Raw genomic sequence first — 18626 nt, forward strand, 5'->3', positions numbered from 1 at the left:
AAAGCTACAGTAATTTAAAAATATTATTGCTAATTCTTGTAAGACATAGTTTTGAATTTCTATAGTTTAACTATATTTGCAGGCTATGAAAGCGACAACTCAAGACTTAGTCAATAAAGGATTATTATTGCCTCTTATGGAAGAATTTTACACCATACAAGGTGAAGGATTTCATAAAGGTACAGCTGCTTATTTTATTAGAGTAGGTGGTTGTGATGTTGGTTGTCACTGGTGCGATGTTAAAGAAAGTTGGAATGCAGAATTGCATCCACCAACTAAAACTGAAACCATAGTAGCTAATGCTAAAAAGTATAGCGATACCATTGTGGTTACAGGTGGTGAGCCTTTAACTTGGGATATGACCGTTTTAACAACACTTTTAAAAGCTGAAGGTATGCAGGTGCATATTGAAACTTCTGGCGCTTATGAATTGTCTGGTACTTGGGATTGGGTTTGTTTGTCTCCAAAGAAATTAAAATTACCTACACAAAGTGTTTACGATAAAGCTAATGAATTAAAGGTAATTGTGTATAACCAAGACGATTTTAGATTTGCTGAAGAACAAGCAGCTAAAGTAAATAAAGATTGTATATTATATTTACAACCAGAGTGGAGTAAACGCGATAAAGTCGTTCCTGAAATTGTAGATTACGTCATGAAAAATCCTAAATGGAAAGTGTCTTTACAAACGCATAAGTATTTAAATATTCCTTAGTTTTCAGTCCTCAGTCCTCAGTCCTTAGTCCTTAGTCTTCAGTACTCAGTTCTCAGTGGTTAGTCTTTATTTTCAGTTTTTAAATTCTAAATAGAAAATTAAGTTAATTGTTTTTTTAATTTACTGCCTACTGCCTACTATTCTTTAATAAACTTCTTGGTGGTTCTTCCTAAATTATTGTGGAAATCTAAAATGTAAATTCCATTCGCTAAATCTTTTACTGAAAACGTATAAACCTTTTTTGAGCTCGTATTAATTTGATCACGTTCTAATTGTTTAATGTGTTTTCCGTTACTATCATAAAGTTCAATAAGTAAGTTGTCTGCAGCAAGAAAATTAATTTCTATAAGAAGTTCATTTTTTACAGGATTTTCAATTAGTCTAAGATCTAAATCTGTTTTACTTGTTGAGTTGAAATTTTCAGTACCTAAAGATTGACTAGTGTACTTGTATCCTGTTGTTCCTGCAGCATAAGCTAATGTGCTATTTAAAATAAAAATACGATTTAAATTTCCTCCAACATTTAAATTGGTCCAGGTCTGTCCACCATTATTAGTTTCATAAAAACCAGTAGTGTGTCCGCCCATCCAACCTTTAGTTTCAGAGACAAAACCAACTGCTTCAATACCGCTTTCTGGAGCTGTAAACTCCGCCCAGTTAAGGCCACCATCGGTCGATTTTACTAATTTTCCTTCATTTGGAGCGAAAGAATATAATGCTCCAAATATTACATTTGTGTTAGCGTCTAAAATTTGTAGTTTCCAAATGTATTCTCCTGGAATATTAGCGTTATAAATGGTGCTCCAGGTTTGACCGCCATCTGTAGTTTTTAACACCACTGCACCATTTGCATTTTTTCCGGCTGCAAATCCATTTAATTCATCTAAAAATTTTATTTCAACCAATGCATTAGCGTATGCAGACATGTCTATATAATTCCAAGTATTTCCACTGTCGGTAGACTTAATAATAAAAGCTGGTTCAAAATAGGCGCCACAACCATATATAGTAGACGTTCCAATGGTGTCTAATCCGCAAATAGCAACTGGGTTTGGTGTAATAGGAACTAAGGTCCAGGTTGCTCCTCCATTAACAGTTTTGTAGAATTTACCGTTTAAGGTGCCTAAAAAGCCAATGTTTTCATCTAAAAACTGAATATTTCTAAAATAATGATTACTTCCTAAAATGCCGTTATTTAATTGCTCTGTCCAATTTAATCCGCCATCTGTAGTTTTATAAACTGCAGCATAAAACCCGTTAGCCGCCCAACCTAAATTTTCATTTAAAAAGAAAATATCATCAAAACGTTGCCCGTTAGGGTTGGAATATAAATTGGGTAACTCTTGCCAACTAGCCTGAGAATATGCAAAAGAAGTCAATAAGAGACAGATGTAGAGTAAATTTTTCATAAAAATGTATCGCAACTTATAATTTGTAAATATACGATATAATTTATGATGCGGTTTGTTTTTAAATGAATCTAATTTAGTATTTAAAGTATAAAATAGTAATTAAATATAAGTTTGTGGTTTTAATTAGTAATGTTTGTTTGCATATTTGTCATGTAATTATAATCTAATTATTATGTGTGGAATTGTATGTGCTTTCGATATAAAGCAAGATTCAGAAGAGTTAAGAACTCAAGTTTTAGAAATGTCTAAAAAAATTAGACATCGTGGACCAGATTGGAGTGGTATATTTTCAAATGAAAAGGCAGTTATGTCTCATGAGCGTTTAGCGATTGTAGATCCTGCTTCAGGAAAACAACCTTTGTTTAATCATAATCAAACATTGGTGCTGGCTGCAAACGGTGAAATTTATAATCACTTAGAATTAAGAAAAGAGGTTTCAGATTATACATTCAAAACCAAAAGTGATTGTGAAGTGTTATTAGCACTTTATGAAAAAAAAGGAGCTGATTTTGTAAAAGATTTAAACGGAATTTTTGGTTTTGCTATTTACGATACAATTAATGATACCTACTTTATAGCCAGAGACCATATGGGAATTATACCTTTATATATGGGATGGGATAAATTTGGAACCTTTTATGTTGCTTCCGAGTTAAAAGCATTGGAAGGTGTATGCTCTAAAATTGAATTGTTTCCTCCAGGTCATTATCTGTCAAGTACCGATGGAAAACTTGTGGAATGGTACCAAAGAGATTGGGAACATTATGACGATGTTAAAGACGCAGAAACATCTATAGAAAAGGTAAAAGAAGCTTTGGAAGCTGCGGTGCACAGACAGTTAATGAGTGATGTGCCATATGGAGTATTATTATCTGGCGGATTGGATTCTTCAATCACATCGGCTGTTGCAAAAAAGTTTGCTTCAAAACGAATTGAGTCTGGAGATACTTCGGAAGCTTGGTACCCACAATTGCACTCATTTTCTGTAGGACTTGAAGGTTCTCCAGATTTAGCTGCTGCTCAAAAAGTAGCAGACCATATTGGAACGATTCACCATGAAATTAAATTTACTATACAGGAAGGATTAGACGCTATTAAAGATGTCATTTATCAGTTAGAAACTTATGATATCACCACCATTAGAGCAAGTACACCTATGTATTTAATGGCGCGAGTAATTAAATCTATGGGTATAAAAATGGTACTTTCAGGAGAAGGTGCAGACGAGTTGTTTGGAGGTTACTTGTACTTTCACAAAGCACCTAATGCTAAAGAGTTTCATGAAGAAACCGTGCGTAAATTAAGTAAGTTGCATATGTACGATTGCTTAAGAGCTAATAAGAGTCTTGCTGCTTGGGGAATTGAAGGTCGTGTACCTTTTTTAGATAAAGAATTTATAGATGTTGCGATGTCTATTAACCCACAAGATAAAATGATTAATGGCGAACGAATGGAAAAATGGGTTCTTAGAAAAGCTTTTGAAGATATGTTGCCAGAAAGTGTGGCGTGGCGTCAAAAAGAGCAATTTAGTGATGGTGTAGGGTATAGCTGGATTGATACTTTGAAAGAATTAGTCGCTACTGAAGTTAGCGATGTTCAAATGGAAACCGCAAAGCACCGTTTCCCTATCCAAACGCCACAAAATAAAGAGGAATATTATTACCGTACTATTTTTGAAGCGCATTTTCCAAGTGACGCAGCAGCTTTAAGTGTACCACAAGAGCCAAGTGTAGCTTGTAGTACTAAAATTGCTTTGGAATGGGATGAAGCCTTTAAAAACCAAAATGACCCAAGTGGGCGAGCAGTAAGTAAAGTACATACCGACGCTTATAACAAAGAGAAAACAGTAAGCTAATTAATTAACTAGTTTTAATCAATAATTTTTTTTTAAAGCCGATTCTTTTGAGTTGGCTTTTTTTATTAGGGAAAACCTATATTTTTTTCTTTAAATTTGAAAAAACTAACCACCAGCTTTTGAAGTTTCTTTGTGTCTTTTTTTTGCTAATTACCATTTCTGTCTTTTCTCAAGAGGACTCTTTTTCTGTAGAAAATTTTTCTAACATAAATAATTTGGACTCTGTGGCAAATGTCTACAGGAAAAATTTAAAAAAGAGCGTCTCCACACCTCAATTAATTTCATATTCAAAAATCCTAAAGCAATTAGGTAAAATTGATAGTAGTTATTATTATTTAAATAGAGCGAAAGCCTCTATTTTAAAGTCAAACAATAAAGACAGTGTTTTGTATTTTTATACTTTAAAAGCAGAGTTAGCACGATTTGACGCTAATCGATATTTAATGGACAAAACACTTTTAGAGTCTGAAAAATTCCTTAAAAGTAATTCTAAATATAAGTTCAACAGTGAAGTTTTTGTTTATTATTTAAATAGAAAAGCAGCTTTTTTTAATGAATTTCACGATGGTAATAAAGATACTTTAGATCTCATTTTAAACTTAACTAATAAAGTTTTAAAATTAGAGCATTTAGTTAAAGACAAATCTATAATAGCCTATTCTTTAAATGAAAAAGCAAAATTTTATGAATCCCACGGAAGCTTAAAAGAGAGTCTAAAATTGTATTATGAAGCGTTAGAATATGCTAAAAAAAACAAAATAGATATAGCAACTGCAGATATAGCAAGAAATATTGCTAGATACCATCAAGCGTACTTTCATGATATAAAAAGTAGTGTTGAGTTTTTAGAAAAAGCATATGATGCATCCTTGAAAACTAAGAATATGACTCAACTTTATACTAATAGTCGTTCATTGGCAGAAATGTATGAAATACTTGAGGAATATGAGAACGCTTATAAATATCAAAAACTAGAAACTAAATATTTAAACAATATATATAATTTAAGAACTTCCAATCTTCTAAAAAGTAATGAGTATAATTTAAGGTTTAAAGAGCAAAAAGAAATAATTAAAAACAAAACAACAGAAGCGGAAAATAGTAAGCGATATCTCGCTTTGTTGTTAGTAATAGTTTTTCTAATAGTCTTAGGGCTTTTTACAATGTATTTTTATAACTTAAAAATTAAACGAAGTAATAAAGCACTAAAAGAACTTTCAAACGAAAATAAATTTTTATTAAGCGAAGCTAACCATAGGATAAATAATAATTTGCAATTAGTAATTATTTTAATTGCCGATCAATTAAAAAAACTTAATAATGAGCAACAGTCTAGCTTAAAAAATTTACTTTCTAAAGTAGATTCTATTGCAACATTACATAGGCATTTATATAAAAATACAAATAAGGAAACTATTAATGTTAAAGACTACTTGAAAGAAATTCTTATAAATTTTAATGAACTTCTAAATGAAAAAAATATAAAACTAGATTATAAAATTTCTACAATTTATTTAAATACAGATACAGCCATGTATTTTGGTTTGTTATTAACAGAATTAATTATTAATTCTATGAAGCATGCTTTTGGTAATCAAAAGCAAAAACAAATTTCATTTTTGTTAACTGAAGAAAATGGTTTAGTAGATTTTAAATATTCAGATAATGGTACAAACTCTAAAAATGTAGATATAAAACCTAAACTTGTAGATAAAATATGCAGGCAGCTTAAGGTGAAGCTGTATATTAATAGAACAGATGGGTTTTTGTTTACTTTTACAAAACAAGTATAAAACATGAAAAACATTAAAATTTTAATTGTTGAAGATGAAGTTATAATTGCAGAGTATATTTTTGATTTATTAAGGGAACTTGGATTTGATACTATTGAAATGGTTCATGAACATATTGAAGCTTTAAAAATGATGGAGCTATTTAAGCCTGAAATTATTTTAATGGATATTAATTTAAATGGATTTAATTCAGGCATAGATTTAGCTAAAGAAAAAAATAAGGAAGCCAATGTGATTTTTTTAACAAGTCAATATGATTATGAATTAATGAATAAAGCTTTAGCGACAAATCCAGATTCGTATTTAACTAAGCCAATTAAAAAACATGATGTTTCAGCTGCTATTAATTTAGTTATTCTTAAAAAAGAGTCACATGCGTTTTCCTTTAAAAATGGTCATGAATTAGTAACTTTAAACTACTCGGAAATTCAATATTTTAAATCCGACGGAAATTATATTGATATACATACTAAAGAAAATAAATATTCAATAAGACAAACCTTAGGAAATTTAATAAAACAAATACCCGAAGCTGCAAATTTTATAAGAATCCATAAGTCTTATGTGGTTAATAAAAATTTAATTTCTAAAAAAACTGTAAATTCTGTTTTCTTAGATGATACTGAAATTCCATTAGGAAGAGCCTTCTCAAAACTACTATAAAGGTCGTTTGTATACAAAAAACTGACGTTCGTCACACATTTTTTTTACTCTGTTAATTAGTGTTTACATTTATTTATAAAATTAAATTTAAAACTACTAATCATGAGAAAACAATTACTCTTTTTCAAACTACTATTTTTAATAACCGCTATTTCCTTTTCACAAGATGGGACAATAGACGCAAGCTTTAATACCGGAAGTGGGTTTAATGGTACTGTTAAAAAAATGACTATACAAAACGATGGTAAAATTCTAGTTGGAGGTCAATTTACAGCGTATAATGGAGTAAATAAAAACAGACTTCTAAGATTAAATACAGACGGCACGATAGACAACAGTTTTGTAGGATTTGTTAACGATGGAGAAGTCAATGCAATAGCCATACAAACTGATGGTAAAATCATAATAGGCGGAACCTTTGGAGGAGTAAATAGTAATGGTAGAAACCGTATTGCACGATTAAATACAGATGGATCATTAGATAATAGTTTTTCATATACCGGAGGTGTTAATGGTGTTGTTTACGATATTAAAATTCAAAGTGACGGAAAAGTTATTGCTGTAGGAAATTTTAGCAGTTATAATGGCTATGGTGGTGCTGTAGACGTCGTAAGGATTAATCCTAACGGCACACCAGATACTTCTGTAAGTTTTAATACTAATAATATAGTATATTCTGTGTCTTTACAAAGTGATGATAAAATTATTTTGGTTGGACTATTTGGTTCCATTAATGGTGTAGGACGAAATAATATTGCACGACTAAATACCAATGGTAGTATAGATAATACGTTTAATTATGCGGGCGGTGCTAACGGAGTTCTTTTTGATAGTAAAATACAAAGTGATGGAAAAATTCTAATTGCAGGAAGCTTTAGTACATATAATAGTTATGGTTCTCAAGGGTTACTTCGAATAAATTCTAATGGAACTCCAGATACATCTTTTAACACTAGTATTGGAGGTAATTTAAATTCAATTTCGGTTCAAGCTAACGGCAAATATATAATTACGGGAAGTTTTACTAGCGTTAATGGTATTGGAAGAAATTTTATCGCTCGCCTTAATGATAATGGAAGTTTAGATAACTCCTTTTCGTATGCTGGTGGATTTAATAATATTGGTTTTGATTCTAAAATTCAAGCAGATGGAAAAATTTTAATAGGTGGACCATTTTCTTCATATTCGGGATCCTTTGCTAATAGAATAGTTAGAATAAATGGTACTGTAACAGGGCCTCCTACACCAGCAACACATTTAAATTTTGATGGAATTAACGATTTTGTTAATTGCGGTACAAATTCAGATTTTGACTTTACAACGGGTACTGTAGAAGCTTTTATTAAGGTTTCTGCTAATTCTAATAATAAAGTAATAGTTGCTAAAAGAGCCTCTGTATCTCAAACAAGATGGAGTTTGCACGTTAATGAAAATGCAAATACTTTTGGGGTATATAACGGCTCAACTTTTGAAACATTAAATGTAGGTGTATTAGATCCCAATACTTGGTGCCATGTAGCATTTGTATTTAATGCTTCTACTGTAGGGGTTTGTATGGATGGCGTTTTTAGAGGGAATATTTCAACTACAATGAATGCCGCAAGTACTGGTACGCCATTAGTAATAGGAAGCTCAGATTTAATAAATCAGTTTCCAAGCGAATATTTTTCAGGATCAATAGACGATGTGCGTATTTGGAATGTAGTAAGAACTGGTACTCAAATTAACAATTCTAAATCTTGTGAATTACTTGGTACAGAAACAGGTTTAATTTCATATTATAAATTTAATCAAGGAACAGATTCAGGAAGCAACACTGGTGTTACAACGTTAACAGATGCAACATCTAACTCATATGACGGGACATTAACAAATTTTGCCTTAAATGGAGCAACTTCAAATTGGTTGGCAGGATCACCAATTACTACTGGTAGTACATGTATTACTTTAAGTACTGAGTTTTTTTCTCAAGAGTTAGAGTCTAATATCTATCCAAACCCTACCAAAAATACAGTTCACATAAATTTAAAAAATAGCAGTCAAGCAGAAATTGACATCTATGACTTAAATGGTAGATTAATTAAGAACCAATCTGTCCTAAATAATGATATTATAGATTTATCATCTGTTGCTAATGGAATATATCTTTTTAAAATTACCTCAAATGAAGGCGTTGTTACAAAACGTATTATTAAGCAATAATTTTTAAGTTTAACCAATTAACTAAATTTCAAAACCTCGCATTTGCGAGGTTTTTTTGTTTTTTGCTCGTCGCACATCTTAAGCAATGTTTTTGATTCTTGTTTTAAGGCTGTTTTTAAACGATTTAAGCATGTTTCTCAATAATTAACAAATGTTAATAAAAACAGTAATCGGTTAACAAAACTCTTTAAAAAGCTTCTGTGTTTTCGTATCTTTGTTTGTATTCAAAAATTAATTTTTTTGATTTATATAGAATTAAATTGATAATAAAAAGTATAAATATGAGCGAACCTAAAGAAGAGTTTAATAAACACGGTTATTCGGCAGATAGTATTCAGGCATTAGAAGGTATGGAGCATGTTAGAATGCGTCCGTCTATGTATATTGGAGATGTTGGAGTACGAGGTTTACACCATTTAGTATATGAAGTTGTAGATAACTCTATAGATGAAGCTTTAGCTGGACATTGTAATAATATTACCGTGGCTATTAATGAGGATAACTCTATTACAACCGAAGATGATGGTCGTGGTATTCCTGTAGATATTCATAAAAAAGAAGGCATTTCGGCATTAGAAGTTGTAATGACTAAAATTGGTGCTGGTGGTAAATTCGATAAAGATTCTTATAAAGTTTCAGGTGGTCTGCATGGTGTTGGTGTAAGTTGTGTTAACGCCTTATCAGAACATTTAACAGCAACGGTTCATAGAGACGGAAAAATTTGGGAGCAGGAATATGAGCGTGGTAAATCGCTTTATCCAGTAAAAGCTATTGGCGAGACCGATAAAAGAGGTACTATAGTAACCTTTAAACCAGACCCAACTATATTCCAACAAACTTTAGAGTATAGTTATGATACTTTAGCAAGTCGTATGCGCGAATTGGCATATTTAAATAAGGGTATTACGATTCACTTAATAGATAAAAGACATAAAAAAGAAGATGGTTCTTTTGAAGGAGAAACATTTCATTCAGAAGAAGGTCTAAAGGAATTTATCAAGTTTTTAGATGGTAATCGTGAGCCTTTAATGCAAGATGCTATTTCTTTTGAAGGTGAAAAAAATGGCGTTCCTGTTGAGGTTGCTATGATTTATAATACCTCGTATGCAGAAAACTTACACTCTTATGTAAATAATATTAACACACATGAAGGAGGAACACACTTATCTGGTTTTCGTAGAGGTCTTACGCATACTTTAAAGAAATATGCAGATGAGTCTGGAATGTTGGATAAACTTAAGTTTGACATAGCAGGAGACGATTTTCGTGAAGGTTTAACTGCAATTGTTTCTGTAAAAGTCCAGGAGCCACAATTTGAAGGTCAGACTAAAACAAAATTAGGAAACCGAGAAGTGTCTGCTTCTGTAAGTCAGGCAGTATCAGAAATGTTGACGGATTATTTAGAAGAAAATCCAGATAACGCTAAAATTATAGTTCAAAAAGTTATTCTTGCTGCGCAAGCCCGTCACGCTGCTCAAAAAGCACGTGAAATGGTACAGCGTAAAACGGTGATGAGTATTGGTGGTTTGCCTGGGAAATTATCAGATTGTTCAGAGCAGGATCCATCAAAATGCGAAGTGTATTTAGTCGAGGGAGATTCGGCAGGTGGTACTGCTAAGCAAGGAAGAGATCGTAATTTCCAAGCTATATTACCATTAAGAGGTAAAATTCTTAATGTTGAAAAAGCCATGACTCATAAGGTTTTCGAAAACGAAGAAATTAAAAATATTTTCACCGCTTTAGGTGTTACTATTGGTACAGAAGAAGATAGCAAAGCCTTAAACCTTTCGAAATTACGTTACCACAAAATAGTAATTATGTGTGATGCCGATATCGATGGTTCGCATATTGAAACACTTATTTTAACCTTCTTTTTCCGTTATATGAAAGAATTAATTGAAAACGGACACATCTATATTGCAACGCCTCCTTTATATTTAGTTAAAAAAGGAAATAAAAAGCAATATGCTTGGAATGATGAAGAGCGTGCCGCTATCATGAAAGAATTTGGTGAAAGCAGTAAAATACAACGTTACAAAGGTCTTGGAGAGATGAATGCAGAACAACTTTGGGATACCACAATGAATCCTGAATTTAGAACTTTACGTCAAATCCAGATAGATAATGGAGTAGAGGCAGACCGTGTATTCTCAATGTTAATGGGAGACGAAGTGCCACCTCGTAGAGATTTTATAGAACGAAACGCTATTTACGCTAATATTGATGCATAAATTTTTATTTGCAGTTTGCCTTGGGTTCTCCCTATCGGCAAATGCACAATTTGAAGATGTTAATGCTGTCGCGGAAGATTTAATTTTTCTTACAGAAAAATACATTTCTCCCGCAGCAGAAGCATCTGCTTATCAAGCTTCAGGTGGATGGTTTTCTAACTTTACACCAAAAAAACTTTGGGATGTTGAGGTTTCACTTCAATTTAACGCCTTGCTTATTCCAAAAAAGGCTAAGACGTTTTTAATAGATGAAGCAGAACTTCAAAATATTTCAGTGCAAGGTAGTCAAACCTTTGCATATAGTCCAACCGCTTTAGGAGGCGATAATGTACAAGTGTTAGAAGGTTCAATTAATGGAGAAGTGTTCGAGTTTGATGCGCCAGAAGGAATTAATGATAGTTCTGTAAAACATGGTCAAATTCAAGCTGCTGTAGGTTTATGGAAACAAACTAATCTTATAGTTCGGTATGCACCAAACATTAAAATTAATAAAACCAAATACCAATCTTTTGGTGTTGGTTTGTCTCATCATTTAAACCAGTGGATTAATCCGCTTAAAAATAGCAGTTACAATTTCGGAGTTTTAGTAAATTATTCGAACTATAAAGTTAATGACGATTTTAATGAGGCCGACCTTATTTTAGGGACGATAAACAGTATAGCAGTAAGCGGTACTTCTTTTGGTGGAAGTTTTGTCGCATCAAAAAGTATAAAACAATTTGATTTTTCAACAGCAATAGGATTTATGTCTTCTAAATTCGAATATAGTGTTGGAGGAGAAGGAGATTTACTGCTTCAAATTTTAAATGATTCTTTAGAAGGATTAGAAGCCTCTAAAACTAATTTTAAAGCAGATGTCAATGTTAATTACCGCATCAAAGACTTCTCAATTAATACAATGCTTACCTTTGGAGATTATACGAATTTGAATTTTGGGATTAATTATAACATAAATTAATTTTTGGATTGGATTTTTATTTTTTACCGCATACTTTAATTATTCTTTAACATGGATTCTTTTCGCTTTGTTTAATTTTAGTAACACAAAATTAAATTTAGACTTATGAAAAAGATGTTATTTTTAATAATGGGATGCGCAATAGTTTCAACACTAACTGCTCAAGAGAATATTGATGAACTATTAGCGGCTGGTGTAAATGATGCCAAGCGTTTTTCTGAAAATTATATAAAACCTGCTAATGATGGTTTAGCTTATGGGATAAATGTTGGGTGGTTTAATAATGCAGCAACTCCAAAAAGATTTGGATTTGAATTAAGTTTAATTGGAAACGCGAGTTTTATTAAAGACGAGCAAAAAACTTTTAATCTTAATGTAGCCGAGTATGAAAACATTCGTTTTCCAGATAATAGTCCTAACAAAAATGTAGCTACAGCTCTTGGGCATAATGACCCTGCTCAAACAGTTATAATAACCTACGAAGATCCTATTTTTGGTAATCAAGAGGCTGAATTTGAATTGCCTACGGGTATTGGAGCTGCTAATATTAATATTATTCCAACCGTTTTTTTACAAGCCAGTTTTTCACCATTTAATGGAACGCAGGTTAAAGCCCGGTACTTCCCAAAAGTAGACCGTGAAGATGCAAAAGTTGGGCTATATGGTTTTGGGCTTCAACAGGATTTTACAGCATTATTGCCAGCAGATAAAGCGTTGCCAATAGCCATCTCAGGGTTAGTGGCATATACTCATTTAGATGGAAGTTACGACTTTACTAACCAAGGTGTGGTTAATGGAGAAAACCAACGTATTGAAACCGAAACAAATACCTTTTTGTATCAGGCAATAGTGAGCACAAAGTTAAAAGTGATAAATTTTTATGGTTCTTTAGGGTACATGTCGGGTAAAAATAAAACAGACCTGCTAGGAACTTATGTAGTTAGTGATGGGGTGTTTTTTAGCGAAGAAATTACAGATCCGTTTTCAATATCTTCAGATACTAAAGGTTTGCTTACTACTTTAGGAGCAAGTTTAAAAGCAGGTTTTTTTGGCTTAAATGCCAGTTATACTATTGCAGATTTTAATAGTGCTTCCTTAGGAATAAATTTTATGTTTTAATCTATAAGCTCATCATCTACAGCATTTTTGCAATAGAAATGTGTTTTTTAATTAATTAAATCGGTCTAATAAAAAATTGGAATCGCAGTTATAATTTGCGGTTAAATTCATAAATTCGCAAAAGATATTTAACTAATTAAAAAAAACATAAATGAAAGTAACAGTTGTTGGAGCAGGAGCAGTAGGTGCAAGTTGTGCAGAGTATATTGCAATTAAAAATTTTGCTAGCGAAGTCGTTTTATTAGATATTAAAGAAGGCTTTGCTGAAGGTAAAGCAATGGATTTAATGCAAACTGCTTCTTTAAATGGGTTTGATACTAAAATAACTGGAGTTACCGACGATTATTCTAAAACAGCCAATAGTGATGTTTGTGTAATTACCTCTGGGATTCCAAGAAAGCCAGGAATGACTCGTGAAGAGTTAATTGGTATTAATGCAGGGATTGTTAAAACAGTATCTTCAAATTTAATTGAAAACTCTCCAAACACAATTATTATCGTGGTATCAAATCCAATGGATACCATGACTTATTTAGTGCATAAAACAACAGGTTTACCTAAAAATAGAATTATTGGTATGGGTGGAGCATTGGACTCTGCACGTTTCAAATACCGTTTAGCGGAAGCTTTAGAAGCACCAATCAGTGATGTAGATGGCATGGTAATTGGAGGCCATAGTGATACAGGTATGGTGCCATTAATTAATAAGGCAACAAGAAATAGTGTAAATGTTTCGGAGTTTTTAAGTGAAGAGCGTATGCAACAAGTGGTGGAGGATACCAAAGTTGGTGGAGCAACACTTACAAAATTATTAGGAACTTCTGCATGGTATGCACCAGGTGCTGCAGTTTCTGGGATGGTTCAGGCTATAGCTTGTGATACCAAAAAAATATTTCCATGTTCAGCATTATTAGAAGGTGAGTATGGTCTTAATGATTTAGCAATTGGAGTACCTTGTGTTTTAGGAGCTAATGGTATTGAAAAGATTGTAAATATTAGCTTAAATGATGCGGAAAAAGCAAAATTAAGTGAATCTGCAGAAGGCGTTAAAAAAACTAACGGATTGTTAGAATTATAATAATATAATATTAAATAAAATCAAATGAAAAGAATTTTAGTATTGCTTGTGTTAATGGTATCATTTACAATGATCGCACAAAATAAAATTGAAGAAGGTGTAGTCATTTCAACACAAAAAATGTCTAGTCCTAATCCTGAGGTAGCTGCCCAATTAGCTATGGTTGGAGACGTTGTTACAACAACTCAATTCAAAAAAGGAAAAATGCATACTCAGGTAAATAGTATTATGATGGGGAATAATACTACAATTATGGACAGCGATGCTAAGAAAATGTTAGTTTTAAGTGAGTCTATGAATGGTAAAACTTATGTAATGAAAGATATTGACCCAAACGAAGAAGAGGTTGATAAATTTGATATTACTAAAGGAGATGAAACAAAAACCATTTTAGGTTACGAATGTCAAGAATATAATGTTGCCGTAAATGAAGGCGGGGTTAAAATGAACATGACTGTTTTTACAACCGACAAAATTAAGGCTCAAAATGAGCAATTAAACAAAATGGGTTCTAAGCTAGAAGGTTATCCAATGTACATGAAAATTGAAATGAATCAAGGTGGAATGGACATGATAATTGAAAGTGAAGTAACTAAAGTAGAAGCTAAACCTATAAAAGATGAAGTGTTTAGTTTAAAAATTCCAGAAGGATATACCAATGCTCAAGCAGCAATGGAAGAAGGAAAATAAATTTTACTTAAAATATATTAATTTTAAAAAGACTGTAGAAATACAGTCTTTTATTTTTATATTTGGAGCATGAAAATGAAATGGTTAGGTTTTAGTTTAGTGTTTTTATTAGTAGCTTTTGCTATTAGTAAGGAACATAGCTGCAAACCGAATCAAGAATTATTTCTTAGTCCTTCAAAGTTTTACCAAATTTCTAAAGATCAAGATGATGTAATTGGTCAAATTCAGGAGAAACTTACTAGTTTAGGTGTTACAGATTTAATTATAGAATACTCTAATAATGGAGAGGTTTCTATTAGATACTACAGTGCGTATCAGCCTGACTTTATACAATCTCACCTTGAAGAAGAATTTCACGTAACGGTAGACACTATTTCAAATCCTAATTCTACAAATTCTGGTTTTGATGGTGTTATTGTAGTAGAACGCAAAAATGAAGTGAACCGTAATCTGGATATTAGTTTAAGCGCCTTTTTAAAGCCTGCTAAAGCTAATTCAGAGAATGTACAACTAAATTGTAAAAAAGAACTTTCAGGCTTTTCTCAAAAAGCCTATAGTAATACAGAGCATAACACAGCAAATGTTCGTGCTGGGCCAGTTGCCTAATTTCAGGAAATAGTCAACTTTTTATACTATTTCAAATGTTACAACATTTAGGGTGTAACCCATATAAATTTTCAAATTAAAATTAATTGTCTAATTATGAGGTAAAGTCTATATTTGCCCGATTTTAATATTAGATAAAAACAAAAAAAACATGCAAAACAAAGGTTTAGTTATACTATTCGCTATTTTATTTGGAGCGGTTAGTATCTACCAATTGTCTTTTTCATTTAAAAACAATGCGGTAGAAAATCAAGCAAACGAATATGCTTTAAGTAAAGCAGACGCATCTGCAAAAGATTATAAGGAACAAGTAAGTATTTTAGAAGCTAATTATTTAGACTCTTTATCTCAAAGTAAAGAAAATTTGTTTTTAGGAAACACCTATTCTGAGGTTAAAGACAATTCTATGAAATTAGGTTTAGACCTTAAAGGTGGTTTAAATGTAATTTTACAAGTGTCTGTAAAAGACATTTTAAAGGGATTAGCTAATAATACTACAGATCCTACATTTGGTAAAGCTTTATTAAGAACCGACGAGTTACAAAAAGATTCTCAAAACACGTATTTAGAAGATTTTTATGTGGCTTTTGATGAATTAAAAGGTGATAAAAAATTAGCTTCTCCAGATATATTTGCTACAAAATCATTATATCCTGAAATTAGTATTAATACTTCAGAAGATGATGTCAAAGCAGTTTTAGATCGTAAGGTAGATGAGTCTATCGTTTCTGCTTTAGAGGTATTAAGAACACGTATAGATCAATTTGGTGTATCTTCTCCAAACATTCAGCGTTTAGGTACTTCTGGACGTATTTTGGTAGAATTACCTGGCGTCAAAGATGTAGAACGTGCAACGGAATTAATTACTAGTACTGCTCAATTAGAATTTTGGGATGCTTATAAGGGTCAAGAGTTTATAGGCTTTATTTACCAGGCTAATGAGATTTTAAAAGGAAAAGGTGCTTCAGAAGAAACAGCAGAAACTGCACAAGACTCAACAGTAGTTAAAACTGAAGAAGAAAAAGCTATTGAAGCTTTAACAGGTTCTAAAGACGAAACAGTTACAGAAGAAAATCCTTTAGTAGATTTAGTTAAAGGTCCTGGTTACCAAGGTGGTCCAGTTGTAGCTATGTTTAGTCAGTCGGATTCTAGAAAAGTTTTAGAGTTATTAAATTCTACTGAAGTAAGAGCAAGTTTACCTGCAGAATATAAAGATGTTATTTTCGCATTTGGAAAGCCTAAGGCAGATACAGATTTAGTAGAGCTTTATGCTTTAAAAGGAAATAGAGAAGGAGTTCCACAACTTAGTGGAGCTGTAATTGATGATGCTCGTCAGGAGTACAATCAAATCAACCAGCCAGTTGTAACAATGCAAATGAATCCGAAAGGAGCTAAAATCTGGGAAGAAATGACCGATAATGCTGCTAAAACTGGAGGAGAAATAGCGATTGTTTTAGATAATGTGGTATACTCAGCACCTGGTTTGCGTAATGGTAAAATTTCTGGTGGACGTTCTGAGATTTCAGGAAGCTTTACATTAAATGAAGCATCAGATTTAGCTAACGTTTTACGTGCGGGTAAATTACCAGCAAAAGCAGAAATGATTCAAAGTGATGTGGTAGGACCATCATTAGGTCAGGAAGCAATAGATTCTGGTACGATGTCTTTCATCATAGCATTAGTTTTAGTGTTATTATGGATGGCTTTATATTATGGTAAAGCAGGTTTATATGCAGATATCGCAATGCTATTTAATATCTTATTAATCTTCGGTATTCTTTCTGGTATTGGAGCAGTTTTAACATTACCTGGTATTGCTGGTATTGTATTAACTATTGGTATGTCTGTAGATGCGAACGTACTTATTTTTGAGCGTATTAGAGAAGAGTTAGATAAAGGAAAAGATAGAGCATCTGCTATTAAAGATGGTTTTAATAACGCTTTATCTTCAATCTTAGATGCAAATATTACTACAGGTTTAACGGCATTAATATTATTCTTATTTGGTACTGGACCTATTAAAGGGTTTGCAACAACTTTATTAATTGGTATTGCAACCTCTTTGTTTACAGCAATCTTTATTACGCGTTTATTTATAGATAAGTCTTCTGTAAAAGGTGGTAAGTTAGATTTTACAACTGCTATTACTAAAAGCTGGTTTAGAAATATCAATATTGAGTTTTTAAAGAAACGTAAAATAGCATATATTATTTCTGGAGTATTAATTTTAGGTAGTGTTGTATCGTTATTTACTAATGGTTTAGACCAAGGAGTAGACTTTGTTGGAGGAAGAACGTATAAAGTGCGTTTTGCTAATCCAGTAAGTGCTGCTAAAGTATCTTCAGAGTTATCTCAACCAGATGTGTTTGGAAGCGCTGTAGCTAAAACAGTTGGAGACAATAACGATTTAAATATTACAACAAAATATAAAATTGATGATACTTCTCAAGAAACCGATGAAGAAATTAGAAGTACATTATTTACTGCTTTAAAACCTTATTTAAATGGATTAACTTATGAGCAGTTTATAGACAATTCTAATGAGAATAAGCAGGTTGGTATTATGGAGCAATACAAAGTGGCTCCATCAATAGCAGATGATATTAAGAAAGCATCATTCTGGGCTGTTTTAGGATCTTTAGTAGTGGTATTCTTATATATATTATTTAGATTTAAGAGATGGCAATTCTCTTTAGGAGCTGTAGCGGCAGTATTCCATGATGTTTTAATTGTATTAGGGGTCTTCTCGATTACACATAAATTTATGCCATTCTCAATGGAAGTTGATCAAGCATTTATTGCGGCTATATTAACTGTAATTGGTTATTCATTAAATGATACTGTGGTTGTATTCGATAGAATTCGTGAGTACTTTAATGAATTTACAGGTATGCCATTCTCTAATGTTATAGACAAGTCTTTAAGTAGTACCTTAAGCCGTACGTTAAACACGTCTTTAACTACATTAGTTGTGTTATTAGCCATCTTTATTTTTGGAGGTGAGTCTATTCAAGGCTTTATGTTTGCATTAATTGTAGGTGTGATTGTTGGTACATACTCATCTTTATTTATTGCAACACCAATTATGTTTGATACGGTTAAGAGTGGAAGCGCTGCAGAATCATTACGTAAGAAGGAAGAAGTAATTGATGAAACAGTTGTAAAATAATTTACATGTTTAAATAATTTTAAAAATGCCTTAACGAAAGTTAAGGCATTTTTTTGTTTAGATATACCTTTCAGCAATAACTAAGCTATTTACAGCAAATTAATAATAAACTTTATATTTAATTCTTTTATTTTT

13 protein-coding genes are annotated in these 18626 nt (G+C 32.0%); 12 read left to right on the forward strand and 1 reads right to left on the reverse strand.

The window, feature by feature from the left end:
- The first annotated feature begins 85 nt into the window (after positions 1-85).
- Positions 86-715 (forward strand): 7-carboxy-7-deazaguanine synthase QueE, encoded by a 630-nt coding sequence (locus tag C7H52_RS01125; protein WP_106462035.1) that lies wholly within the window; start codon positions 86-88, stop codon positions 713-715.
- 137 nt (positions 716-852) lie between these two features.
- Here C7H52_RS01125 and C7H52_RS01130 read toward each other — a convergent pair whose 3' ends face one another.
- Positions 853-2124 carry a T9SS type A sorting domain-containing protein gene (locus C7H52_RS01130; protein ID WP_106462036.1) on the reverse strand — a complete coding sequence of 424 codons (1272 nt, stop codon included), beginning with the start codon at positions 2122-2124 and terminating at the stop codon, positions 853-855.
- A 175-nt stretch (positions 2125-2299) separates the two neighbouring features.
- Here C7H52_RS01130 and asnB point away from each other — a divergent pair, with 175 nt between their 5' ends.
- The 11 genes from asnB (at position 2300) to secDF (ending at position 18491) form a co-directional block, all read left to right on the forward strand.
- Entirely contained in the window at positions 2300-3982 is a 1683-nt protein-coding gene (asnB, locus tag C7H52_RS01135) for an asparagine synthase B (protein WP_106462037.1), read from the forward strand.
- A 119-nt stretch (positions 3983-4101) separates the two neighbouring features.
- Positions 4102-5775, forward strand: coding sequence for a sensor histidine kinase (locus C7H52_RS01140; RefSeq protein WP_146129992.1), 1674 nt, complete (start codon positions 4102-4104; stop codon positions 5773-5775).
- A gap of 3 nt (positions 5776-5778) precedes the next feature.
- Positions 5779-6438, forward strand: coding sequence for a LytR/AlgR family response regulator transcription factor (locus C7H52_RS01145; protein ID WP_106462039.1), 660 nt, complete (start codon positions 5779-5781; stop codon positions 6436-6438).
- 102 nt (positions 6439-6540) lie between these two features.
- Positions 6541-8640 carry a LamG-like jellyroll fold domain-containing protein gene (locus tag C7H52_RS01150; RefSeq protein ID WP_106462040.1) on the forward strand — a complete coding sequence of 700 codons (2100 nt, stop codon included), beginning with the start codon at positions 6541-6543 and terminating at the stop codon, positions 8638-8640.
- Between the two features lie 281 nt (positions 8641-8921).
- Positions 8922-10871, forward strand: coding sequence for a DNA topoisomerase (ATP-hydrolyzing) subunit B (gene gyrB / locus C7H52_RS01155; RefSeq protein WP_106462041.1), 1950 nt, complete (start codon positions 8922-8924; stop codon positions 10869-10871).
- On the forward strand, positions 10864-11829 hold the full coding sequence (locus tag C7H52_RS01160) for a DUF6588 family protein (RefSeq protein WP_106462042.1): 966 nt from the start codon (positions 10864-10866) through the stop codon (positions 11827-11829). The genes gyrB and C7H52_RS01160 overlap by 8 nt, the downstream gene beginning before the upstream one ends.
- 105 nt (positions 11830-11934) lie before the next feature.
- Positions 11935-12948, forward strand: coding sequence for a DUF6588 family protein (locus tag C7H52_RS01165; RefSeq protein WP_106462043.1), 1014 nt, complete (start codon positions 11935-11937; stop codon positions 12946-12948).
- Positions 12949-13099: 151 nt separating this feature from the next.
- Positions 13100-14026, forward strand: coding sequence for a malate dehydrogenase (gene mdh, locus C7H52_RS01170; RefSeq protein ID WP_106462044.1), 927 nt, complete (start codon positions 13100-13102; stop codon positions 14024-14026).
- A 24-nt stretch (positions 14027-14050) separates the two neighbouring features.
- Positions 14051-14716, forward strand: coding sequence for a hypothetical protein (locus C7H52_RS01175; protein ID WP_146129993.1), 666 nt, complete (start codon positions 14051-14053; stop codon positions 14714-14716).
- Positions 14717-14791: 75 nt separating this feature from the next.
- Positions 14792-15322 carry a hypothetical protein gene (locus tag C7H52_RS01180; RefSeq protein ID WP_181256191.1) on the forward strand — a complete coding sequence of 177 codons (531 nt, stop codon included), beginning with the start codon at positions 14792-14794 and terminating at the stop codon, positions 15320-15322.
- Positions 15323-15473: 151 nt separating this feature from the next.
- Positions 15474-18491, forward strand: coding sequence for a protein translocase subunit SecDF (secDF, locus tag C7H52_RS01185; protein WP_106462047.1), 3018 nt, complete (start codon positions 15474-15476; stop codon positions 18489-18491).
- Positions 18492-18626: the final 135 nt, after the last annotated feature.

The organism is Aurantibacter aestuarii (assembly GCF_003008425.1).
In the GTDB taxonomy this organism is placed as follows: Bacteria; Bacteroidota; Bacteroidia; order Flavobacteriales; family Flavobacteriaceae; genus Aurantibacter; species Aurantibacter aestuarii.

Bases quoted from the DNA above. Each gene is read 5' to 3' on its own strand.
- C7H52_RS01125 (WP_106462035.1), top strand. From the start codon at position 86: ATGAAAGCGACAACTCAAGACTTAGTCAATAAAGGATTATTATTGCCT.
- secDF (WP_106462047.1), top strand. From the start codon at position 15,474: ATGCAAAACAAAGGTTTAGTTATACTATTCGCTATTTTATTTGGAGCG.
- mdh (WP_106462044.1), top strand. From the start codon at position 13,100: ATGAAAGTAACAGTTGTTGGAGCAGGAGCAGTAGGTGCAAGTTGTGCA.
- C7H52_RS01150 (WP_106462040.1), top strand. From the start codon at position 6,541: ATGAGAAAACAATTACTCTTTTTCAAACTACTATTTTTAATAACCGCT.
- C7H52_RS01165 (WP_106462043.1), top strand. From the start codon at position 11,935: ATGAAAAAGATGTTATTTTTAATAATGGGATGCGCAATAGTTTCAACA.
- asnB (WP_106462037.1), top strand. From the start codon at position 2,300: ATGTGTGGAATTGTATGTGCTTTCGATATAAAGCAAGATTCAGAAGAG.
- C7H52_RS01145 (WP_106462039.1), top strand. From the start codon at position 5,779: ATGAAAAACATTAAAATTTTAATTGTTGAAGATGAAGTTATAATTGCA.
- C7H52_RS01160 (WP_106462042.1), top strand. From the start codon at position 10,864: ATGCATAAATTTTTATTTGCAGTTTGCCTTGGGTTCTCCCTATCGGCA.
- gyrB (WP_106462041.1), top strand. From the start codon at position 8,922: ATGAGCGAACCTAAAGAAGAGTTTAATAAACACGGTTATTCGGCAGAT.
- C7H52_RS01175 (WP_146129993.1), top strand. From the start codon at position 14,051: ATGAAAAGAATTTTAGTATTGCTTGTGTTAATGGTATCATTTACAATG.
- C7H52_RS01180 (WP_181256191.1), top strand. From the start codon at position 14,792: ATGAAATGGTTAGGTTTTAGTTTAGTGTTTTTATTAGTAGCTTTTGCT.
- C7H52_RS01130 (WP_106462036.1), bottom strand. From the start codon at position 2,124: ATGAAAAATTTACTCTACATCTGTCTCTTATTGACTTCTTTTGCATAT.